The 20,893-nt window shown below is 50.0% G+C and carries 18 protein-coding genes and 1 tRNA gene; 5 read left to right on the top strand and 14 right to left on the bottom strand.

Features of this window, described 5'->3' with window-relative positions; all coding sequences use genetic code 11:
• Nucleotides 1–45 precede the first annotated feature (45 nt).
• Both DEF47_RS11280 and DEF47_RS11285 read left to right on the top strand, forming a co-directional pair.
• Entirely contained in the window at nt 46–1,413 is a 1,368-nt protein-coding gene (locus tag DEF47_RS11280) for a hypothetical protein (protein WP_287045137.1), read from the top strand.
• 11 nt (nt 1,414–1,424) lie between these two features.
• The gene (locus DEF47_RS11285; protein WP_012188222.1) at nt 1,425–3,191 is read left to right on the top strand and encodes a hypothetical protein; all 1,767 of its coding nucleotides are present in this window, start codon (nt 1,425–1,427) and stop codon (nt 3,189–3,191) included.
• A 746-nt stretch (nt 3,192–3,937) separates the two neighbouring features.
• On the opposite strand, the gene DEF47_RS11290 is transcribed toward DEF47_RS11285, so the two are convergent.
• The 14 genes from DEF47_RS11290 to DEF47_RS11355 all read right to left on the bottom strand — a co-directional run bounded on the left by DEF47_RS11290 (nt 3,938) and on the right by DEF47_RS11355 (nt 16,630).
• Nucleotides 3,938–4,372, bottom strand: coding sequence for a hypothetical protein (locus DEF47_RS11290; RefSeq protein ID WP_012188223.1), 435 nt, complete (start codon nt 4,370–4,372; stop codon nt 3,938–3,940).
• Complete coding sequence (locus DEF47_RS11295; protein WP_012188224.1) at nt 4,357–5,049, bottom strand: hypothetical protein; 693 nt, start codon at nt 5,047–5,049, stop codon at nt 4,357–4,359. Before DEF47_RS11295 ends, DEF47_RS11290 begins: the two co-directional genes overlap by 16 nt.
• Before the next feature lie 10 nt (nt 5,050–5,059).
• The gene (locus DEF47_RS11300) at nt 5,060–5,737 is read right to left on the bottom strand and encodes a hypothetical protein (protein ID WP_041303985.1); all 678 of its coding nucleotides are present in this window, start codon (nt 5,735–5,737) and stop codon (nt 5,060–5,062) included.
• A gap of 225 nt (nt 5,738–5,962) precedes the next feature.
• Nucleotides 5,963–6,901: a replication-relaxation family protein gene (locus DEF47_RS11305; protein WP_012188226.1), complete on the bottom strand. Its 939-nt coding sequence runs from the start codon at nt 6,899–6,901 to the stop codon at nt 5,963–5,965.
• A 46-nt stretch (nt 6,902–6,947) separates the two neighbouring features.
• The gene (locus DEF47_RS11310; protein WP_012188227.1) at nt 6,948–7,937 is read right to left on the bottom strand and encodes a hypothetical protein; all 990 of its coding nucleotides are present in this window, start codon (nt 7,935–7,937) and stop codon (nt 6,948–6,950) included.
• A gap of 326 nt (nt 7,938–8,263) precedes the next feature.
• Nucleotides 8,264–8,800, bottom strand: a complete 537-nt coding sequence (locus DEF47_RS11315; RefSeq protein ID WP_012188228.1) for a hypothetical protein — start codon at nt 8,798–8,800, stop codon at nt 8,264–8,266.
• Between the two features lie 20 nt (nt 8,801–8,820).
• Nucleotides 8,821–9,933, bottom strand: coding sequence for a hypothetical protein (locus tag DEF47_RS11320; protein WP_012188229.1), 1,113 nt, complete (start codon nt 9,931–9,933; stop codon nt 8,821–8,823).
• The gene (locus tag DEF47_RS11325) at nt 9,923–10,372 is read right to left on the bottom strand and encodes a hypothetical protein (protein ID WP_012188230.1); all 450 of its coding nucleotides are present in this window, start codon (nt 10,370–10,372) and stop codon (nt 9,923–9,925) included. Before DEF47_RS11325 ends, DEF47_RS11320 begins: the two co-directional genes overlap by 11 nt.
• A gap of 112 nt (nt 10,373–10,484) precedes the next feature.
• Nucleotides 10,485–10,877 carry a hypothetical protein gene (locus tag DEF47_RS11330; RefSeq protein WP_041303989.1) on the bottom strand — a complete coding sequence of 131 codons (393 nt, stop codon included), beginning with the start codon at nt 10,875–10,877 and terminating at the stop codon, nt 10,485–10,487.
• Complete coding sequence (locus DEF47_RS11335; RefSeq protein ID WP_012188231.1) at nt 10,874–11,863, bottom strand: ParM/StbA family protein; 990 nt, start codon at nt 11,861–11,863, stop codon at nt 10,874–10,876. Before DEF47_RS11335 ends, DEF47_RS11330 begins: the two co-directional genes overlap by 4 nt.
• Nucleotides 11,864–11,931: 68 nt before the next feature.
• Nucleotides 11,932–13,068, bottom strand: a complete 1,137-nt coding sequence (locus tag DEF47_RS11340) for a toprim domain-containing protein (protein ID WP_012188232.1) — start codon at nt 13,066–13,068, stop codon at nt 11,932–11,934.
• A 285-nt stretch (nt 13,069–13,353) separates the two neighbouring features.
• Nucleotides 13,354–14,949, bottom strand: a complete 1,596-nt coding sequence (locus tag DEF47_RS11345) for a DUF3987 domain-containing protein (RefSeq protein WP_012188233.1) — start codon at nt 14,947–14,949, stop codon at nt 13,354–13,356.
• Between the two features lie 154 nt (nt 14,950–15,103).
• A complete protein-coding gene (locus DEF47_RS11350; RefSeq protein ID WP_041303992.1) occupies nt 15,104–15,670 on the bottom strand; it encodes a hypothetical protein in 567 nt (188 codons plus the stop codon).
• 96 nt (nt 15,671–15,766) lie between these two features.
• Nucleotides 15,767–16,630, bottom strand: a complete 864-nt coding sequence (locus DEF47_RS11355) for a tyrosine-type recombinase/integrase (protein ID WP_012188235.1) — start codon at nt 16,628–16,630, stop codon at nt 15,767–15,769.
• Nucleotides 16,631–17,624: 994 nt separating this feature from the next.
• Here DEF47_RS11355 and DEF47_RS11360 point away from each other — a divergent pair.
• The 3 genes from DEF47_RS11360 to DEF47_RS11370 all read left to right on the top strand — a co-directional run bounded on the left by DEF47_RS11360 (nt 17,625) and on the right by DEF47_RS11370 (nt 20,885).
• Nucleotides 17,625–17,700: transfer RNA gene (locus DEF47_RS11360), tRNA-Asn, on the top strand.
• Nucleotides 17,701–17,966: 266 nt separating this feature from the next.
• On the top strand, nt 17,967–18,884 hold the full coding sequence (locus DEF47_RS11365) for a DMT family transporter (protein WP_012188236.1): 918 nt from the start codon (nt 17,967–17,969) through the stop codon (nt 18,882–18,884).
• Between the two features lie 141 nt (nt 18,885–19,025).
• Nucleotides 19,026–20,885 carry an ATP-dependent nuclease gene (locus DEF47_RS11370; protein ID WP_012188237.1) on the top strand — a complete coding sequence of 620 codons (1,860 nt, stop codon included), beginning with the start codon at nt 19,026–19,028 and terminating at the stop codon, nt 20,883–20,885.
• Nucleotides 20,886–20,893 lie beyond the last annotated feature (8 nt).

Raw genomic sequence — 20,893 nt, forward strand, 5'->3', positions numbered from 1 at the left:
TCTAGATATATGTACCTCTTGTCGGAATAGAAAAGGACGAATCGTATGCCAACGACCCAACGCACCTGTTCATTGATTGCCGGAACCGATACCTTTACGATTGGCGACCCCAGCGCGGGAGCCGATGCCACCTTTGTCTTGGGCGGCGGAGCGATTCCTAGCACCCACGATGATCGTCCGGTGGAAACCCAGTGGCTGATCAATATTGTGGGCAGCACGGCAGCGGATGCCATGAGTCGGCTGCAAAAACTAGGGCGGATTCTGACCGCCGCGACCTATTACCGCACGGCTCCCGAGCAGTATGACAGCCTTCGGCCACGGGTGCTGTTTCAACCCTTTGGCAGTAATCGCAGCACGCCGCTCGTGCGCAGCCTGCTCGATGCGACCGTGCCCGATGTGCCTGCTGGACTGATCGATACCGATTTGCAAGCGATTCCGCCCGGCATTAACGGGGTGGCGATCAGCTTTCAGTCAGGCGGCTGGTGGTTGCCGAGCGAGATCAGTGACTATGATCGGGTCACCTCAGCCAGTGTGGCCAATGGCAGCGTGATGAGCCTGAACTTTGGCGCAACCCTGCATGCGACTGCCTCGCCTGCTCGCGTGACCGTGGCGGGCAACTATCCCCCAACCAGCAGTGGCTTCTTGAACATGCCGCTCTCGGCGTTGCTGGTGAGTAAACAAGGCGGGATTCAGGTGGTGGCGGGCAGTAGCTGGAGCACCGATGCCACGTGGGCCAGTAACAACCAGTCGGCCCAAAAAGCTCGCGATACCTTTGTCTTACGGGGAACCCTGAGTGCTGGTGTGACGAGCACGACTCCGCAGCATACGGGTGGCTTTAGCGTGAGTGGGCGGCAAACGGTGGTGAGCAAGATTGCCGTGCGCACCGCTGGCGTGAGTGTGCGGATTGCGGCCATCCTCGACAATCTGGAGAATGGTCAAAGCCTCGTCTCGCCCGAAGAGGTCGTCAGTGGCGGCAGCACGACCAACCCGCAACTGGTGATCTTCCGCGAGATTGCGATTAATAGCGTCAGCACCCGCTTGCGCTATCGGGTGACCGCCAGCGCCGCCGCGACCGTCGATATTGAAACCAGCTACCTCGTCGATACCACCCGCCCTGAGCATGGCGTGCGCATCCTTGAACCCTTCACCTTAAATAGCAGTCCTACCGGCTTTGTCTTGGACTTCCAACCCACCTATCGCCCACGGGTGGCGATTACGGGCAAGTTTGTTGGTGCACGGGGTCGCTTGCCCGTACAGGTTCCTGCCCAAACCGTAGCGGGAGCCGATGCCAATCTTGATGCGGTCTATGTCGGAACCTATAGCACCAACTGGCGGATTGTCGATGCAGCCAGCGCCGTGACCAATTATGTGCTGACCCTTGACCGCTATCGGGCCTACCGGATGCCAGAGTAAGCGAGGCAATAATGCTTGATCCCCAATTCCAAATTCTCATACAGGATCTGACGAGTAGCCAAATGCTGGATGTCTCCGATCGGGTGACCGCCGCCACGTGGCGCTATACCGAGCAGGGCTGTGGTGATCTCAGTGTCACCATGCCCTGCACCATGCCGGAAGCCTATTGGTTCAAAACGCTGCCGTTTGTCTATGTCAAAGTCTTCAATCGCTGCTCGAAGCGCATCTGGTGGGGCCGCGCCGCTGGCGACGATGTGACGATTATCCGCACGGCGGATGGGGCTGTCTCAATCCAGATCTTGGCCTTGGGCCTCGTCAAAGCGCTCGAAGATATTCCCCACACGGGCTGGTGGAGTAGCACGCGCTATGGTGATTGGCAGGACGTGCCCAGCGACCTGATTCCGAGCCGCACGCCCGAGCGCTTCAGCTTCGAAACCGAGCGGCGCTTGCGGATTGCCCCATCGGGCGGCAATGGCTTTACCACCAGCAGTATTGGCATGCTCTCGATTGCGCAGCCCGCTGCGGCGAGTGTCCAGTGGCAAACCATCGAGGCGAGCTACACCCTGAAAGCGCCTGCTGGATGGCGAGCCAGCCTCAGCCGCTACGATGGCACAACCTTTTTATCCTCGCTTTGGACGCTTGATGGCGTTGGCATCGGCGCGACCGGAATTACCACCCAAAGCGGCACGCTGAGCTTCCTGAGTGGCGTGGGCTGTTCGCGCTTGGGCTTCAATCTGTTTTGTACCCGTGCAGCCACGAATCTGCATACCGCAGCGATTACGGCAGGTACGCGCACGGTCACGCCTGGCACGATGGCGGGGATCGCGGTCAATGCCAAGTTGGCGATTGGCGGCGCGGATCCGGAGGAAGTCGTCGTGACGGCCACGACTGCGACGACCTTTACTGCCGTGTTTCGCAATGCGCACCTTGGCAGCGATCTGGTCGAGCCGCTATGGGATGGGAATGATGGCGATATTGAGTTGGTGATTACTAATGTGCGGGTCAAAGCTGTCACCACAGCAACCGTCACGCTGGATCAATTGGCCAAGTATGCCTTGAGTGAGGTATTGGCGGTCAATCCATGGGCGGTCTTTAATAGCGATGGCAAAGTGCAAAGTCCGCTCGTCGATATCGCCAATCTGGTGGCAGAAGATCTGCCGTGGGCGACGATCTTGAGTGAGCAGGTGCAGCTGGGGGATACCAGTAACCGTCCATGGGTCTGGGGTGTTGATGAAGATGGGGTACTGTTTGTGCGGCCACGCCAGTCAGGGCGGGTATGGTATGTGAGTACCGAGCAATGCAGCTATACCCAAGGCGGCAATAGCGATGGACGCTGGACGAGTGGCTATGGGGTGTATGAGGATGAGCAGGGCCAACGCCAGCGCACGCCCATCCAAACCGATGCCCAAGCCTTGGCCAATAGCGGATTGATTCGGCGCACGGCGCTGATGGTTGATAGTGGGACGCTCGCCGTGGCCACGCAACGAACCAGTGTATTTCTGAGTGATGCCGCCAAAGGCGAAGCCGCTGCCAGTCTGACCTGTGCGGTGCTGGAAACCGTGGATGGCATGGTCTATCCAGCGACCGAAGCGCGACCGGGTGACATGCTGCTGTTTCGTGATGTGCTGCCCACCAGTAGCGCGGTGGCCAATCGCCTGAATGGCTTTGTGTTGTCCGAAGTGCAGGTCGATGGCTTCAATTTGGCGGCAGTGCATCTTGTGCCCGAGGAGCCACTGCCACAGCTGGAGATGGTGACCGCCAAGGTGGGTATCCAGTAAACAAACAGGCTTTACAAGCAAAAACGCCTGTGATCAGGATGCTGATCACAGGCGTTTTTTATGATTGTTATTATTATACTGCCGAGGATTGCGTTCATGCTGAGATAATTTCAAATATTCAAAATGCTTGAGATGGGATAAGTTCTAATCTCTTGGCGAGGATTGAGATCTTTCGAATCCAGCTTTCCGTGCAGAAGGCATAGTCGCTCCAACCAACTTGTAGTCTGCAAAGAGGATTCAGTCTATTTGAACCCCCCAAAGACGAAAACTTACCTAAGGCTGGTCAAGGGTATTTATTTGTAATGCCCAAAGAGGATTCAGGTGATTCGGAGGTGGTAGAAGCCATACAAGGTGATAATCTATCCAATATTGTAATCCCCCAACGAGGATATCCAGACTATACACAATTCGCTGGGCTGACGCAAGCTCACTAAAACCACAAACGGTTCGCAAATCAGAGTTGCTTGTGGGAGAGATGAGAGAAAAAGGTTTGAATTTAGCATAGCATTTTTTGTGATCTCGTGTGCAATGGTATGTAGTGGAGCATTTAGTTACACATAATTCAGTGAGAAAAGCCGCGCCTTCATAATTGCGGCAACTAGCTATTATACTTGTAGTGAAAAATTGTGCGTATCGCCTAAGAACGAGGGCCAAGACTTGCGGGGTATGAAGCTTGTCACGACAATTTAAAGATAACTACAAAACAAGACCAAAAACATCGTATTTAGATGTTTTTGGTCTTGTTTTTACTCTTGGCCTACATCTAAAACGATAGGTGCAATTTCACTTAGTTTTCTTCTAAGTACATTGGCTTGTACACGATTTGCCATATCAATACCTTTAATGTCGGTATGTGCTTGATTCGGACCATTTTCCTCATCCTTATTTATAGGTGTATGAACAACGGTTAGTTCAGTTATTGCACGTACTAGGGCAACTGACATTTTAACCACAGCATACAAATTTATTGGAAGGTCTTTTGTTGATGTGGCACGTGCACGTGTTTCTTGAGGAGTAGAATAGTTGTCCCAATCAGTTGATAAACCATCTCCTTGAGGCTTAAATGCCCCATATCCTGGATTTCCATTTTGAATAAAACTTTTATGTACTCTCATATACAGAAAGTCTTTATCTGGAATAGATTCTGATGCATAACGCTCATTAGCTAGCTCATCAGCCATACCAATAACCATAAACCACCCTCACTTAAGTCAAATGATCCGCTAAGAGAGTTGTCAGCAGCATTATCACCAGAGTATGTTACTAAATCATCAGTTGCGTCAACATTTATTAGAAGATGTTTATTTGAATGTTTCCATGATATATCAATACTACCATCTGGGCCAAGGCCAATTATAGGAGTAGGTATCTTTTGATTATTCATGGCAAAATATTGTTTTACCATATCCAAAAGTAAATTGACTGCCTTAATCCATGTATCTTCTTTATATCCAACGCTACCCTCTTCATCCCAATTATCTTCCAGCTCAAGCATAAACCTTGATTTCTCAATAGCCTGATGTATATGGTCAAAGTGATCTTTATCTTTATTAAGCCATCTTAAAACTTGTTTACTAATAGATGGAGTTTCATGAAGTTGCCGATGCTCATAATTATAAGGTTCAGTTTCAATTGTTCGTTTCTGGCTAGGGTCATAATAGATATATATTACCTCCTCATTTACTAATTTAGGAATACGAGCAACTGCATTGTTATCATGGTTAGCTTGAAAAACAAATGGTTCAAGAGTTCTGAGCCATGACGCTGCTTCGGGAGGATTGATTTTTATACTAGGATTAGGTAGAAGATCCATAGGCTGCCAAGAAAATACTTTAGGTTTTTTATTAGTAGTAGCCATATCGTTTCTCCTATGATGGATTCGAGTCAAGAATATGTATATTGACAGATTCCAATTTTTCTTGAAGATTATTTGATTTTTCTATTAATAAATCTAACTGATAACGTAATTTAAGTACATCGTATATATCAAATGTGAAGTTTATATCTTTTTGTTCGTCGTTATTTTCATATGTTAACTTTAACCTATAGAGAATAACATTTGACAATAGTTCCTGATTATCATCATTAAAAATAGGACGCAAATCTAAAAATGTATGAGTATCTACAATACATCGTTCACTATCAGATGCTACTTTGTAAGCAGATGCCACTATACCTAATGGACTATAGAGTGTTAGTAGTCTCTCTAGTCGTTGGCCTAGATTTTGTATTACAGCATCTGATATTTCCGGATTTCGCTGTACAAATGCGTTAATAATGCTTGGGACTAATTTATCAGTAGAAGTCGGTATTTGGCTCTTTACTCCATATAAACTTATGATTGTACGAATGATCCGTTCTGCATCAATATGGGGATATTTGAATTTCTCGCTTACGGCAGCAGCAAAGGATCTAGGATGATAGCGAACAGGAGTTTGGGTTATCGACTCAATCAGGAAAGCGAATTCCTCGTCTGTTAACGAAGCTATACTCGAAATGGTCGGATACTCTTCGTCAGGAATATTCATGACAAAAGATAATGCCATATTGACCTCATACCTTACTACAAACTTGTAATTATGATAAGAATTATAGTACATTTAGATTAAAGAATGATGAGTTCATGCCATAATATCTTACAGTATAATTAGATTATATATCACTTTCCTCCATTGTAGCCTATTCTACTTATTGATTCCACATGTTGAACAGTCCTAATGCCTTTTGCTTTTCACACGACCGCACCTTTGCGTGAAGCGCGGTTCGTATCTTTATGCGATGATTTGCTCAAACCACCCCGCCCGTAAAAAGCGATGGATCTGCTGAATCCGTTGGCCGTGTTTCGTATACTGGGCTGTCCAGATTGGTGTGAGAATACCCGATTCACGAACATCGTCGATGGTGGCAATCAGGAGTTGACTGCCGGGCCAGCCGATTTCCCACGCATCGAGCACGGCGCGTTTCCGGCGTTCGCTCGGCACCGTAAAGGCAATCAGCGGCCAACTATACCGCCCTTCCCAATACTTCGAGCGATACAACTCCCCATAGGAATGCGCCTTGCCTGTGATGATACTCAGTTCCTCGGTTCCCCGATCGATCTCGATGGCATAGAGTTGATCGATCTGACCTGTTTGCTTTCCAATCCCAAGCCACGGATATAACGACGAGCGCTCGCAATCGGGCTGCGTCGCATCGATCCAGCGGCGTACCACGACGATGCCGTCTGCGCGTGGCCGTGCGGTTGGGCCTAAGTCCATCTCGATATAGCTACTCATGCCGACAATACCAGGCACATACGGCAGCGACTGAATCAGACTGGTGATGACTTCCGCATATTCAATTTGATGTTCCGCTTGATGTTGGGGATTGAACATCGTTGGAGCGAGCCGCTCACTGCCTTCCTCGAGCATCGGAAAGGCCTGTTTGATCATCTCCCAGCCGAAGGGTGTGAGACTGTATAAACGGCCATGGCGCGTCCAGCCGATCGCACCACGCGGATCATAGCCATGCGATTGAAAGTGTTCGCAATAAGTCAGCAGCTTGGCATCGACGAGCTTGGCCAACGTGCGATTGATGGTCTGAATTGTCACGGTAAACGGATGGCCCCACGCTGTGCGCAGGTGGCGAGACAGCAATCGACCAAGCCGAGCAACGAGGACGAGAACGTGCAGCTCAGTGGGATTAAGGCCAACGGTGGTATGGGTGGTCATTCAATCACTCCTCACGCGATAATTGGTTGCTGCAAAATAGGTATTCTCAGGAAGGGGTTGATACGGTGAGGCTGCGCTCTAAAAAGGCTGCATCTTTCTTCGCTTCTTCAATCTGGCGATCTTGGAGATAGGCACGCAAGACAATCTGTGTCGATGAGCTAAGAAATGCACCGTAGTAAATGCGTGCGCTAATAAAGCCGCCCACCAAAACCAAACCAATGAACATAACTATACCCATGGTCATACTCATACCTGAAGTTGGTTGTTTCGTTATACTAAAGAGTAAGAGGAATTTGTCGATTTGAGTAAATATGGAAGGATTCATAGAAATAACAATACCTAAAAGCGCTAGGACGGCTACTGCAAAACTAAGAATAGTTGTGTGATGAATACGACTCTCTCGTCGTTGATGGAGCAGTTCAAGGGCATTTGTTAATTTTGAAAGGGGCTGTTTATCAAAGGTATCTTTCAATGTCTGAACTAATTGTATCTGAATAGCCTCAAATGATGGTATCCATTGAGATTCTGAATATGGCAGTTCTAGGAAGATAACAAAGAACGTTCTATTTACTATGTGTCCAAACATAATCCATGCAAAAAAAGTAAAGAAGAGGCTATAAAGAATTGAGTTTGCGAGGTTTGTAATTATATTGAACTCCCCATATTTATGTAAGATGATATAAATAGAAAATAAACTGCATATAAAGTATACCTTGATTAATATTAATATAGATATTGAACCTAAATTAAATCTTTTCTTTAGATAAATTATTAAATTATAGAATGGTATAGCTAGTATAGATAGTATTATAAGTGTAAAGATAATAGGATAATTTATTTCTTGCCAATTCATATTTCTACTTAAACTAAATATTATTCCTAGAGAAACGATCGTATAAATGATTGCATATAATTTAAAGAAAATACTTCGATTTTTTACCTCAGCTAACCAATCCTGATACATACTCGTTACGGACTGATCAACTTTTTGCTGAATATCAATACAGAGTTCTAGGGTATTTCCTGATGTATCCATAGCTGTTCAACCCTTTCATCAAAAGACGAGCTATGCCTTGTACGGTTGACTGTAATGCAACGTTGCGAATATGTGATATAACGCAGGTTTATGCCGAAGCATATACAAATGGTGGCTGCGCAGCCTGTTAAAGAATGTCGGCACGACTAAATGGCCAATTTAGCCCATTCTAATGCGCTATTTTTTGCTTGGCGATTTGTAAGCCATCTGAACGCGATATGAACATGGTTTGAACACGATATGAATGGGCTTGTATGCCGCAACCATGCCGATCACTAAATGGCCGTGGCTTGCTTGATGTGGCAGCCACGGCCTCGAATACTCGATTAAAGTCCACTGAGCCAGTGTTCATCGGTTCGTACTGGTTCAGGAATAGCGTGTTGCCACTCATGCAAGCGTTCTGCAAGCAGGGTATCACCTTCGCCGCGATATTCCCGCCATGACTTCGCCCCTTGGATCGAAAAGGCATGAATAAGCACGGGGATATGCGGCAAGACGAGCGCTGGCGGAACGGCCATCAGCGCGACCGTCCAGAGCTGGTGTGCGTCGCCCTTGGCATCGACGACCGTTTCCGCAAGCAAGGTTTCGAGCGGCGTGCTTTGAGGTACACGCAGATACAACCCAAGAAACGGGCAGACCAACACGCTACACAGTGCGCCACACAGATAGCGCGGTGGCTGCTGAACGCGAATTAGTGCGGCATCCAGTTGCTGAAAGAGCGTCATCGTCGCCTGTTGCAGCAAGGGGGCGAGATGGTGCGGCTCGGTGCTGGGTGGGGTCACGGTAATTTGCACAGTATGCTGGCCGTGCTTGGGCAGATCAAGGGTTTCGGTCAAGGTAATGGTTATTGGTGTCGTGGTCATAAAAAAGATTCCTTTCGCTATTAAGCACCAAGATCAAGCACCTGCTTGACCTGGCGAATTTGGCTGAGACGGCGCGTGCGTTTGCCACCCAAGCTGTCAATAATTTCGTTGCCACTTTTGCCTGCAAGAATGAGCTTGGTAATCAGGATGACATCGGTCAGGGTGGCCTCGTCGATCAGGCTCTCATCGCTAGTTCCCATGGTTCCAAGCGGGGAATCACCCACTGCATCGCCCATGGAATCGGGAACTCGCCAGAGGCGTGCTGTGTCAATCGGGCGGGTGGACAACATCCACGCAGGTTCGCGATCGCACCAAAACCATTGACAATTCCATTCAATCGCCGCAGGCCATGGGGCAACCACGGGCGACTTCATTTTCTCCAAGGCCCGATCACCAATCGCAATCCACAGTAGGTTATCGAGTGCTTCGCTATCGCCTTCAATGCCCAGCGGTTTGACCAACGTGGTTTGGGTCACGAGGATAAGATGCATGCGATACTTGGCCGCTTGGCGTAACATTTCGCCGACAAAGCGCTGGGCAACAGGCACTTTGGGTTTGGCAGCCGAGCCATCTTCGCCATGCACCTTGCTCATCACATCGGGGGCTTCTTCCAACACCACCGTAATCGGATCAAAACTATCTGCACCTGTGGCCGCAGCGGCTTTGCGTCGCCCCAGCTCAGCAAGTAACGCTTTCATCACACGGTTGATTGCGGGATAGTCGTAGACTTGTGGCAAGCCGCCGTAGTCATTCGGTCGCGCATGCGAGTTGAGAATCACCAGCTGGTGACCATCGACGGCGCGAAGATAGGTCAGGGCCATACTCAGTACCGACTTGCCTTGGCGCGAAGGGCCAGCGATGCCAATATGCGGGCGCTTGGCTAAGGTATCGAGCAGCATAGGCCATGAATAGGTTGGCAAACTGGTGGTCGTGGGTTCCAGTGGGGCTTCACTACGCGGACGATCCACCACCGCTGGCCGCGCCGGACTCGCAGCACGGGCGGGTGCGGTAGGCGCAGCGGCAGGGCGACGTTCGCTGGCAGGGGTGCGTGCATGCCACCAGAGGAACGTGCCAACAAAACTACAGGCAAACAGAAAAATCAACGGATAGAGCCACGGCGAATTAATATCCATGCGGATGCTCCTGTACAGTGCGGCCAAAGGCGAGATATTCGGGCCACCGCGCTGAGACCACCCCGAGTGCCAAGCCAGCACCCCACGCGAGGGCCAGCGCTGGCAGGCCGGAAGCCAGTTTGTAGGCGATGGGGTAAAACAACCATTCACACCATTTATAAGCCGTAATCATGGCATCGGGAGCCAGAAAACAGCCATAGCCCCACGCAGTCCGGCGCAAGGTATAGAGTTGGCCAAGGAAGAGAAACAGCGCGACCCCTAGCCCTGCGAGGATGCCGCGATAATCACGAATCCCCCACAGCCAGTGCTGAAAATCGCTCAGGGTCGAAACGGTGGTGACAATGCTATTGCCCCAGCCGAGCGTGCAGGCAAGGCCTTTGATGAGTTTGCGGCTGGGGTCAAGGCGGTGCAGATCAAATAACACATCGGATGTTGTCATCGTGTTCTCCTTTGATATACTAGCGCTGCATCACTTTGGTGTTCTCCGGTGATGCACGCCGCCGATGCTGATTTCATCGGCGGTTTGTGTTTCAAAACGATGTTGGTGGTTCCTACACATCTTGGTACTCGGGATCAGGCGGAAGATCGAGCGTCGTGGGCGGCGGAACTGGGATATGTTCAACAGGTGGTGTACTGGTGTGCAACGATTGTTCAACAGGCGGTGTACTGGCGTGCAACACAGGTTCAACATTGGGGGAACGTGGGTGCAACGATTGTTCAACAGGTTTCATCAGTACCGCGAGCAAGGTGTCCCGCACGGCGTGATCATCAAGGCGGGCAACGCTGGCTAAGGCATCGGCGGTGAATACTTGGATGTTTTTGCCACAGGTGTGCAGGCCAATAATCACGAGGGCGCGGAGCACGGCGGATTCGTTGCCAAGACTGGCAATCATCGCACTCAGCACGCCGGAGCTGCGGGTCGTCAGGCGTTCATCAAAGCTCATTGGCCAAACTCCTCGTAGCGTCGCGCACGGCGGGCATAGCCACGGGCGATGGCGGTTTGTGGATTGGGAGCAACGATCGTTTGGCGGAAGCGCTGGTGAATCGCCTGAACCAGCATGGGCATTTCTGCGCCACCGCCCGCCACGATAATCGCCGCCAGTTTCGCGCCGCTGCCCCACGCTCGCACAAGGGCATCGGCGACCTGTTGCCCATTGGCCAGCCATGGGCGATCCCATCCGGTTGGCAGATCGCATTCTTCACCCGCGACCCGTACATAGCCTGCCCGCACCGCGTGATCAACTTCGTGTAAGGTCAGATCAAGGTTGTAACGCCCGCTAATCTTAGTCTGGAGTTGCTGGAGTGGACTGGCGCTACCGAGTTCGAAGCTCATCGCACTTTCGGGCACAACATTCATCGCTTGCACAATGCAGGCATCCACGGTGTTGTGGCCCAAGTCGATCACCCCAACCCGACTCAGCTCATAGCCACTGGTAGTAATCGCCCCACTCGGGTCAAGCAACACGCCATACAACGCGCCAAGGGGTTCACTAATCACGCGAATGCCCGTTTTGAGGGTTGTACCGTGGTAGTACTGGGTGGCGACCGCATCCCGCAGCCGCGACCCCAAGGCCACGGCCAACTCTCGTTCGCCGGACCAGGCAGCGGGGAGTCCGGTCACACATGCACCACCACAGGGCTGCTTGAGGCGCTGTAACGCTCCTTTGACCAGTGCGGGGATAATGTGGCGATCGTAGAGCCGTTGTTGCGAGCGGAGCGATAAGGGAGCCGGATGCAATAGGGCATCATCACCTGTCCACCACAGCGTGCCGTGAACATCTACGGTGGGCACATCGTGCAGATTGCCATCGGTGCTACTGGCGGGAGCCACCAGTGCTGGGAAAATAATCGTTTCTTCGTGATCACCAGTATTGATTGTATATTTGACATAACCATGGCCGATATTGGCTCCATGGACAATCGTTGTCATAAAAGGCTCCTCGGCGATGGATGACACCCACCCATCGCCGCTAAATATCAGGAGAAAACATTCAGGTCTTAGGCAACCGATTGAATCGGGCTAGGGGCGAGGTCGCTCGTCCACCATCGATCAAGATGGGTGGCAATCCACGCCCGTAAATCCATACCACACTGCACGACCATCGTGCCAAAATCGTGCGGGTCAGGCCGCATGCGGGCAACCTCTTTGCCTTTGAAGATATCGAGCCAATAGGCAGCGGCCTTATCGCCTGCCTGATCGGCATCGGTGGCGATGAAGAGTGGTTGACAGAGGCTGTATTGGACGAGCCAGCGAAAGCTGCGCCCTTGGGTTGTGCCAATCGCCGCGACCCCGCTGAGTGGCTGCCCATGGCGTTCGAATTGGCCGAGCGCCTGTTGGGCGACCAACGCATCAATCGGGCCTTCCACCAGAATGCCGGGGCGACCTGCGCGGAAGGTATCAATGCCATAGGGCACGTTGCTGCTGCCAGCAATCGTCACGTATTTCATTCCCTCGTCGCGTGGGGTGGTTTGGCGAATCGAGAGCTTCCAGAGCTGTCCATCACAGAACCATGGGATGACGTAGCCCGCAGGCAACCACACGCCGTCTTTCGTTGGGTCTGTCAGTCCCCACTTGTGCAGCGGACGGTAGAGCGGCTTGGGGTTATAGCCAATCGCGGCAGAGCGGAGCGTGTGATCGGTTAGGCCGCGTTGGTGTAAGTAGGTGCGTGGCGAGGGCTGGCTCTCCCCATCCTTCCACAACATATCAACCGCGTAGCCAAGAAAACTCAGGGCAGCTTGTTGCCAGAGCGCTGCGGGTGGCTCACAGGCAGTCGGTGGCTCAGGGTCAGGGACGACTCTCGTCGATGGCCGTGATTGCTCGATCGTCAACCCCAGTGTGGCAAAAGCCCCTTTGATCAATTCTGGCCATTCTGGATGATCGTTGCTGGGGATAAAGCCCTGATCGCGCAGGAATACAAAATCAATATCCGAAGCCCACGGCTGGCCATCGCGACAACTGCGACACCACCAGCGGCCACCACGATCCCCATGCGGTTGGACTCGAAAGCGATCCTTCCCACCACACAAGGGGCAGGCTCCAGCCCATTCACCGCCATTGGTTGCGGCCACTTTGCGCAGGGCGGTGCGCTGGCCAACCAAGGAAAGAAAATCATCGCCCGAAAGATGCTCAATCATTGAACCCTCCCACGAGAAGTGTCACGAAGCGTCACAGAAGTGTCACGCAGCCAAAATCAACGATTTAGGGCTTTCCAATGGGATAAATCGGAGAAGTGTCACAGTGTCACAAGTGTCACAGTATTCTGGCCATTTTGGGAGCTTTGCAGGTCTCGCGTACATGTTCCTTATTAAATTGGACATGTCCCCTTGTGACACTGTGACACTTCTCAAGGAAGCGTCTCCCTGAGTGGGTTTCTAGCGTCACAAACGATGTGTGACGCTTCTGTGACACTGTGACACTTCTCATGCGCTATACCTCCAGAGTTGCATGGTGCGCCCATTGGCAGATTTGGTTTCAAGTACATCAATTTGGCCTGCGAGGCGTAAGACTTCCAAGACTTCGGTGATCTCTTTTTTGGACTGATGAGTCTGGCGACACAAATCGCGCACCGTCAATCCAGAAAGGGATGATCGTAGGATGGCAAGGATGGTATCGCCCAGTTTGGTTTCTTCACTCTGAATCCCATCGCTCCAAATCCGATGCAAGTCATTGCGCCAGCGCTCGACGATGCTGATCGCCCGTTTGAGATGATCGAGCTGCATCATCACGGGTAACTCAGGGCAATCCATCGCGGCCAGAATCATGGCCACCCGCAACACATGCCCCGGGAAACGGGCATAGCTGGCATACAAGGTATCGGGTAAGCCGTTATTGGGCAGGTCAAACCGGACGGCCTTGTCATAGCGCTTCCAGAGACTCATGACCCCGGACGCGAGGCGGATGGCACTGGGGGGATGCTCGTTATAGATCCGCACAAAGCGCTTGATATTCTCCTCGGGCACATCATCGATCAGTTCAGCGTCAGGCTTGGGAAACAGCAAATCAAGCTGTTTCAGGCCATCGAGTAGCGCCGGGGGCATAGTGAGTTCATCAGGGAACTCAGCATAGATTGGGTCGTGCTCAGGAATCAGAATTGCGAAGCGACTCCATAAGCCTTCATCCCATAGCTTTTCGCTGCGCAGATGTTCCTCAATGTTTTTCGGTGTGGTTGCGCCAAGGAATGAAAGACTGGCATCACGGATGGTTGTTCGGCCATGGGTGATCGTTTCGTGGGCCAAGTACTCGGGATTATCAAACAGCTTGAGTAAGAGCGAGAGCAGCTCGGCCATATACTCTTTTTTCATATCGCTGAAGAGAAATCCAGCTTCATCAAGCAGCCATGCCCGTTGAGCGGCTTGGGCGCGAGCGAGTAGCCATTGCTCCCGGTCGTAATCACTGTAGCTGTCCAGCTTGTCGGGAATGACGGTCGAAAACTGCTGGAGCAGCGATTGAGGGGTGCTTTTGTCGGGTAACAGCAAATGGCCAAGACCTGCGCGACGCAACACCCGCTCGACGACCTTCATCGCTGTCGATTTGGCATAACGCCCAGGAGGAGCCACAAACAGCGCATAGACATTGGGGTAGTACTGGGTTTCGCCAATTTGCAAATACAGCCGCCGCGCGATCGCGGTCGCCGCCAAAAAGAGGCCTGCCGCTTCATGAAAAATCGCGGGCGTGACCGGACTGGCATAACTGGCGTAGTTGATATAGGTATCGAGCCAGTGGCCACATGCGCCGTGCTGGCGGATGGCTTTGCTCAAGTCACTCGGTAAGGGTGGCATCGTGCGCAAAGCTGTGGGTGGCGCGGGGTCAACCACCAGCGCCGCAACGCGACTATCAACCCGCATCGCGGTTTCCAGCGCGGTTTGGACGGCAGCAGCGCCGCCCTGTTCAAAGGCATACACCAAACTTTGGATCATTGATAACCATTCGCCCCAGTCTCGGCTCAGGTCAAGGGTTTGGCCTGCGAGCAATTGCTGGATGGCGGTGCGCACTTGCGCGTATAACGGTGTCGTCATTGATCTATCCTCGGTGCTGCGGGAGGATGCTCACCACAGCACACTACTATCTCTATTGATGGGCAGGGAATGAGGATGCTGCCCCAATCGCACAATGGCCATTGGGGCAACTGGGTTTTACGACTCGGGCGTTTTCTCTTCGCCGTGGGCTGCATCAATCAAGAGGCGCTGAATTCGTTCCTGATTGGCCTCGATCTCTGCGAGCAGCAGGGCGATCTTGGTCAGGATGAGTTCGACGGCTTCGGGATTGTTCAAGTGATAGCGCTGATGCACCACTTGGTTGAGCAACTCTTTGGCTCGGATAGCTTGCTTCGACGATTGCGCGGCGTTCGCCAGCGCTTCGAGTCGATGTTCGTTCACCACGTTCGGCCAACGCAGTCGTCGCCGTGGCATCCACATCCCTTTCTTGGTGGTCGCCATTCACGAGGTCAAAGACAACCGCACGGGTTTGTTGGCGACGTTTGATCATGCGCCAGACTTGCCACGTAATAATGACCCCACCACCAATGCCAAAGCTGGCGATGATCTGGTGCTCATACTGGGGCCAGCTGGCGTTCGGCGTAAGGCGGATGGCGATCCCTGCGGCTGTCACGCACAGCAGGGTTCCGACAACCACTTCAATCCACGTCCAATCTGGCTCCAAATAGTGCTTGTAGCGTTCAAGCACCACGGCATACAGCATCGTGGCCATGGCCAAACCAATTCCAACATCGATGGGCATAGATCCCCCTATCAGCACGTTTTTTGTCAAAAACGTGCTGACTTTCTGTACACTTTTTCCCTTGTTTCTACCGGGATAGGTGGGCATACTGGAGGCTTATAAGCATGACTCCACCTTCTCGAGGAGGTTCACGCCTTGCCGATTTTGGGTCGCCTCATGGGATGAGAGTTGTGCATAGTGCAGAGACATTTGAATCGTTTCATGGCCCATCAACACCCGCAGACTTTCTGCATCAAGGCCTTTCTTGATCAGTTCGCGGGCGAAGGTGGCACGAAAGGAGTGGATCAAACGCCGCACATCATTGCGGATCTCCGCGTCGGAAGCTACGCGATCGAAGCTCTGGTGTACGCCGCTAATCGTCAGGGTTTTTTGCTGGCGATGGCTGACAAACAGCGCAGGGTTCGTATCCGTCCGACTGGCGATGTAGGTTCGAAGGACTTCTTGGGTCACGGATGAAATCCAGATATACCGATCCTTGCTGCCTTTGCCAAGAATCATGGCGCAGCCTTCCGAGTCAAAGCTGGTCCGGCGGAGTTGAATCAGTTCACTGACCCGAACGCCGGTATCCAGTAAGACACAGAGCATGGCTTTTTCACGAAGCTCGGCAACCAGCAGGAGGCGCTTAATTTGATCCATCGTGTAGTGGGCAGGTAAGCGCTTTGGTAATCGGGGTTTGAGTTTATCGGTCTTAACGGGTTGAATATAGCCTTCTTCAGCAAGCCAGCGCACGAGGACCAGGGCATCGTTGAGATAACTATAGTGACTGGTAATGCTGATGTTTTGTTGGGCTAAATACGCACTGTAGGCCCGCAATAACGCACGAGTGAGCACCTGATTCGGTTGCTCGAGCACCCAAGTACCAAACCGTCCTAACCGGATGCGGTAGGTAGTGATGGTAGCAGGGCTGCGGCGTTCGGCGATTTTGGCGGACAAATATTCTTCGATCCATTGCGTAATCATTAATCATGACCTCGATCTATCGCGGTATCCCAATGGGATAGCGTGTGCGTTCGCAGATACTCGACTCGAGGCCGCGCGGAGCGGAAAGAGTATGTGATGGGATACCCCCGCAGGTGGTGCTAAAGGGGTATCTCATGACAGGTCTTCAGACACACCGCGTTAAGGGGTGCTTGCACAACCAGCAATGGCGGTCGCCATTTTTTGGGTATAGCAAAGCAACCTACACGTTTGGTATTGGCAAAGGGCTGTGGCGAGGGTTACCGTTCCAAATTGGCGGCAACACAAAGCCAACCGTCATTCACCAATAGGTGTGAGGAAGACAGGAAACACACTGAGTCAAGGTCATGGGTATATCAAACTCAACCATCGTAACCTTGCATTGTGTCGATGGCGAGCGATGGCCGTCAATCTCCGAACGGCCATCTTTTATGAATTGGTTAAAGCCGGAGCGCATTGAATTATGAAGGCCGCAAGCGGCGTTCGTAAATAAAGAAGTCGGTGAGCAGGACTCCCAGACGACCTATGGTAAAGCTCCATGGATTCAATGATCCTGAATGCCCATGAAGCGTGGTGATAAGCAGCGTGTCATAGCATCTGTCCTGCTTATCCAGCAGGTGGCGTGTCGTAGCATCAACCACCTGTTATTGGGTTTCTAGCAACGAGCGCATGCCAGATCCAATGGGAAGACTATTGATTTAATAAAGCACCCGATATCAATAGTCCTGTTGGTAAGCTCGAATGTGTCGAGTCAAGTTAGGCATCAGCGTACCATATCCTACTCCAGCAGAACGTTAACGCTGTGTAAGAAAATGCTGGTTGGGGCGGCAGTGCATTGCAGCAATGTGGTGTTGCTGGTAAGCAAACGAATACAAAACCTCCTTCAAAGCAGCCTGTCGAAACAGGGTGCTTGCTTCGCATTTTAGGCGAACCTGTTAATCAATGGGTCCTAGGTTCGAGTCCTAGTCAGGGAGCCACTTCTTTTTACAATTGATAATCCCTGATAGCTCAGTTGGTAGAGCGGTTGACTGTTAATCAGCATGTCCTAGGTTCGAGTCCTAGTCAGGGAGCCACAACCAACAAACGTCCATTGAGCAATCACATGGGCGTTTGTCGATTAAGTACAAAAAACTGTACTCACGATAACCCTAAAAATAACTATTGCCATAGCGCTGACCCAACTCTCAGACCTTCATTCGTCTGTTGAAATTGGGTCAGTGCTCCTTTTTTAGCCGAAAAATTCAACGGGTCTTTTGCAATTTTCGAAATATTGAATACGATCATCTAGACCATTTATGCTTAATTGTAGAGTTCTTGGATTATCCCAAGAAAGGATGTTATGAAGCAGGCTGTTGGTGATTCATCGATTTCTTCGCCACCCCACCATGTCGATCCATCAACAAGCCGTCAGCGCTGGCTTGGGATTGCGGCTATGCTGCTTTCGGCGATCGCCTTTGGCTGGCTGGGTGTGTTTGCGCGGTTGGCCTACGCCGATGGTGCTGAGCCGATCACGGTGTTATGTTTACGATTCAGTATTGCCGCCGTGGTCATGTTTGGTATTTTGCGCGTTCGTGGTGAACGGCTGCCACGTGGAAAGCTGCTGATCGGCTTGATCCTCCTAGGCGGGATTGGCTATGTGGCTCAATCGTTGGCCTATTTTGTTGCGCTTACCATGGCCTCGGCGGGCTTAGTTGCTGTGTTGCTCTATCTCTATCCTGGCTTGGTTACCATAATATCGGTTGTGTTTTTTAAGGAACGACTGACCCCTCGGATAATGCTGGCGCTGGTGTTGGCACTGGCAGGCTCAGCGTTGGCAATTGGCCCAATTGGTGGTGGCAAACCGCTCGGCATCATTTTCGCCATCAGCGGGGCGGTGATCTACGCTATTTACATTACGGCGGGTAGCCGAGTTACCGCGCAGGCCGGAGCGATTCCTTCATCGACGGTGATTATGAGTGCGGCAGCGGTGGTGTATCTTGGAATTGTGCTTGCCCGTGGCCCGGTCTGGCCAGCAAGTATAGATGGCTGGCTAGCAATTATTGGCATTGCGCTGATTTCTACCGTGCTGGCGATTGTGATGTTTTTTATTGGACTTGAACGGATTGGCCCAACTGCTGGCTCAACGATCTCAGCATTGGAACCCTTGGTATCGGTAGGAGCAGCAGTCGTCGTCTTACATGAACCAATTAGCCTCTGGCAACTTGGCGGTGGCCTGCTGATCCTCGCGGCAGTCGTTTTGCTAGCACGCAATGCGTGAGCATGCCTGAACGACTTACAAGCCACCTATCAGTTTTTGATGGGTGGTTTTTTGGTTAATTCAGCAATCTGCCCGATTGACAATCAACCCGCGCCTGAATATAGTTGACAGTCAGCAGCCTTCAAGCCTTAGGGTAAATGTATGCAGCAAATTGAAACCTTATATCTACCAGATTCAGTCAAAAGCAGCTATCAAAATGTTGAAAACCAGCCACTTACTCAACTCGATAGCCTCTCACGGGTCAATATTTTAGTTGGTGCAAATAATTCAGGTAAAAGCCGTTTTATGTGCTTGCTAACTGAAACAGCCAATTTTTCAATTCGAATAAGAGATGTCGATTTTATCAATCGTACTATAGAAAATGCTATTGATAAAATTATCAATATTTATACTTTCATAGGACACCCACAAATTAGCAGATATGATACTTCATTTCTTACACAATTAAAATCAAAGCTAATAACTAAAAATAATACAAATACAAATAATAACTATCAAAACATTTTTGACGTATTTAATCATTTATCAGAATACAAATCAATATACGAGCAACTTAAAGAAATCAAAAATATTTCAAAAGAAATAGTTGAAATATTAAAATCTACTCAATTAAATCTAACAAAGAATATCTATATTCCAACCCTTCGCGGCTTACGACCGCTCAATAATGCTTATAATGATTTTTATAAACAGCAAACCCTTGAAAGCTATTTTAAAGATGCTGAACATAAACCTGAAGTTTTTACGGGCTTAGGACTTTATACAGAACTACGAAGCTATCTCCTTGGTGATAATGCAAAACGAAAGAAAATTAAAGAGTATCAAGAGTTTATTTCACGTAGCTTGTTTGAAGGCCAAGAAGTTACTCTAATTCCCAGTGAAGAACAAAAGATTGTGGTGGTTAAAATTGGCAATGAGCTTGAGCGCCCAATCCATGAGCTTGGCGATGGGATTCAATCGGCAATTATTTTGACCTTTTTGCCATTTGTGAGTCTTGAGAATTGCATTTTCTTTATCGAGGAGCCGGAGCTTTTTCTGCACCCAAGTATGCAGCGCAAAATTCTGGAGTTCTATCATTCATTAGGTCGCCATCTATTCTTTATGACTACCCATTCTAATCATTTGCTAGATATTACAATTGATATTCCTGAGATTTCAATCTATAGCTTTCGAAAATCGATCACCAGCAGCGACGATGACCAAACACCGCAATTCGTTGTTGAGAATGTTGATAACAATCAGAGCAGCTCCTTAGAATTGTTAGGAGTACGAAATTCATCAGTCTTGTTGGTCAATGCCACAATTTGGGTTGAAGGGATAACCGACCGTTGGTATTTGCGTGAAATGCTCCAAATGTATATGAAAACTTTGCCAAATCCAAAACCCAAGCTCGAAGAAGATATTCATTATGCTTTTGTCGAATATGGTGGTGGTAATATTACCAATTTTTCCTTTTTTGAAGAACAGGATAACGAAAAATTGATAAATATCAAAAATTTATGTGCAAAAGCTATCTTAGTTATTGATCATGATGGAGAATCTAAAAAGAATCGAAAACAACAACTAAAAGATAAATTAGGAACAGATTTAATTATCTTGCCTTGTCGTGAAATTGAAAATAGCCTACCACCGGAAGTTATTCGTTCAGTCGTAATTGAATATGAGACATCTACTCAAAAACCAAACCCCGAAATAAATTCTTTTGCATATACAGATTACCAAAATGAATCGTTAGGGGATTTTATTGAAAATTATGTAATAAAAGGTGAGAAGCATCGTCGAGGTTCTTATAAAGCTGATTCAGGAACCATTACCGATAAACTTGGTTTTTGCAAAAGAGCACTTAAGTATATTAATCCATTAACCGATGCAGAACTAGCAAAATTAGACACAGAGGAACGTCAATTGAGGCATTTAGAGTTATTTAAGGCTCTACCAGAATCAACTCAACAGATAATTATAAAAATCTATGACTTTATTGCAAAGCTGAATCCTAGCTAAAGGCCTAA

The organism is Herpetosiphon sp. (genome assembly GCF_003512625.1).
Lineage (GTDB): Bacteria > Chloroflexota > Chloroflexia > Chloroflexales > Herpetosiphonaceae > Herpetosiphon > Herpetosiphon aurantiacus.

Excerpts from the sequence above, each read along its gene's own strand:
- DEF47_RS11280 (WP_287045137.1), top strand. The coding sequence starts at position 46 with ATGCCAACGACCCAACGCACCTGTTCATTGATTGCCGGAACCGATACC.
- DEF47_RS11285 (WP_012188222.1), top strand. The coding sequence starts at position 1,425 with ATGCTTGATCCCCAATTCCAAATTCTCATACAGGATCTGACGAGTAGC.
- DEF47_RS11290 (WP_012188223.1), bottom strand. The coding sequence starts at position 4,372 with ATGGCTGATGAGCTAGCTAATGAGCGTTATGCATCAGAATCTATTCCA.
- DEF47_RS11295 (WP_012188224.1), bottom strand. The coding sequence starts at position 5,049 with ATGGCTACTACTAATAAAAAACCTAAAGTATTTTCTTGGCAGCCTATG.
- DEF47_RS11300 (WP_041303985.1), bottom strand. The coding sequence starts at position 5,737 with ATGGCATTATCTTTTGTCATGAATATTCCTGACGAAGAGTATCCGACC.
- DEF47_RS11305 (WP_012188226.1), bottom strand. The coding sequence starts at position 6,901 with ATGACCACCCATACCACCGTTGGCCTTAATCCCACTGAGCTGCACGTT.
- DEF47_RS11310 (WP_012188227.1), bottom strand. The coding sequence starts at position 7,937 with ATGGATACATCAGGAAATACCCTAGAACTCTGTATTGATATTCAGCAA.
- DEF47_RS11315 (WP_012188228.1), bottom strand. The coding sequence starts at position 8,800 with ATGACCACGACACCAATAACCATTACCTTGACCGAAACCCTTGATCTG.
- DEF47_RS11320 (WP_012188229.1), bottom strand. The coding sequence starts at position 9,933 with ATGGATATTAATTCGCCGTGGCTCTATCCGTTGATTTTTCTGTTTGCC.
- DEF47_RS11325 (WP_012188230.1), bottom strand. The coding sequence starts at position 10,372 with ATGACAACATCCGATGTGTTATTTGATCTGCACCGCCTTGACCCCAGC.
- DEF47_RS11330 (WP_041303989.1), bottom strand. The coding sequence starts at position 10,877 with ATGAGCTTTGATGAACGCCTGACGACCCGCAGCTCCGGCGTGCTGAGT.
- DEF47_RS11335 (WP_012188231.1), bottom strand. The coding sequence starts at position 11,863 with ATGACAACGATTGTCCATGGAGCCAATATCGGCCATGGTTATGTCAAA.
- DEF47_RS11340 (WP_012188232.1), bottom strand. The coding sequence starts at position 13,068 with ATGATTGAGCATCTTTCGGGCGATGATTTTCTTTCCTTGGTTGGCCAG.
- DEF47_RS11345 (WP_012188233.1), bottom strand. The coding sequence starts at position 14,949 with ATGACGACACCGTTATACGCGCAAGTGCGCACCGCCATCCAGCAATTG.
- DEF47_RS11350 (WP_041303992.1), bottom strand. The coding sequence starts at position 15,670 with ATGCCCATCGATGTTGGAATTGGTTTGGCCATGGCCACGATGCTGTAT.
- DEF47_RS11355 (WP_012188235.1), bottom strand. The coding sequence starts at position 16,630 with ATGATTACGCAATGGATCGAAGAATATTTGTCCGCCAAAATCGCCGAA.
- DEF47_RS11365 (WP_012188236.1), top strand. The coding sequence starts at position 17,967 with ATGAAGCAGGCTGTTGGTGATTCATCGATTTCTTCGCCACCCCACCAT.
- DEF47_RS11370 (WP_012188237.1), top strand. The coding sequence starts at position 19,026 with ATGCAGCAAATTGAAACCTTATATCTACCAGATTCAGTCAAAAGCAGC.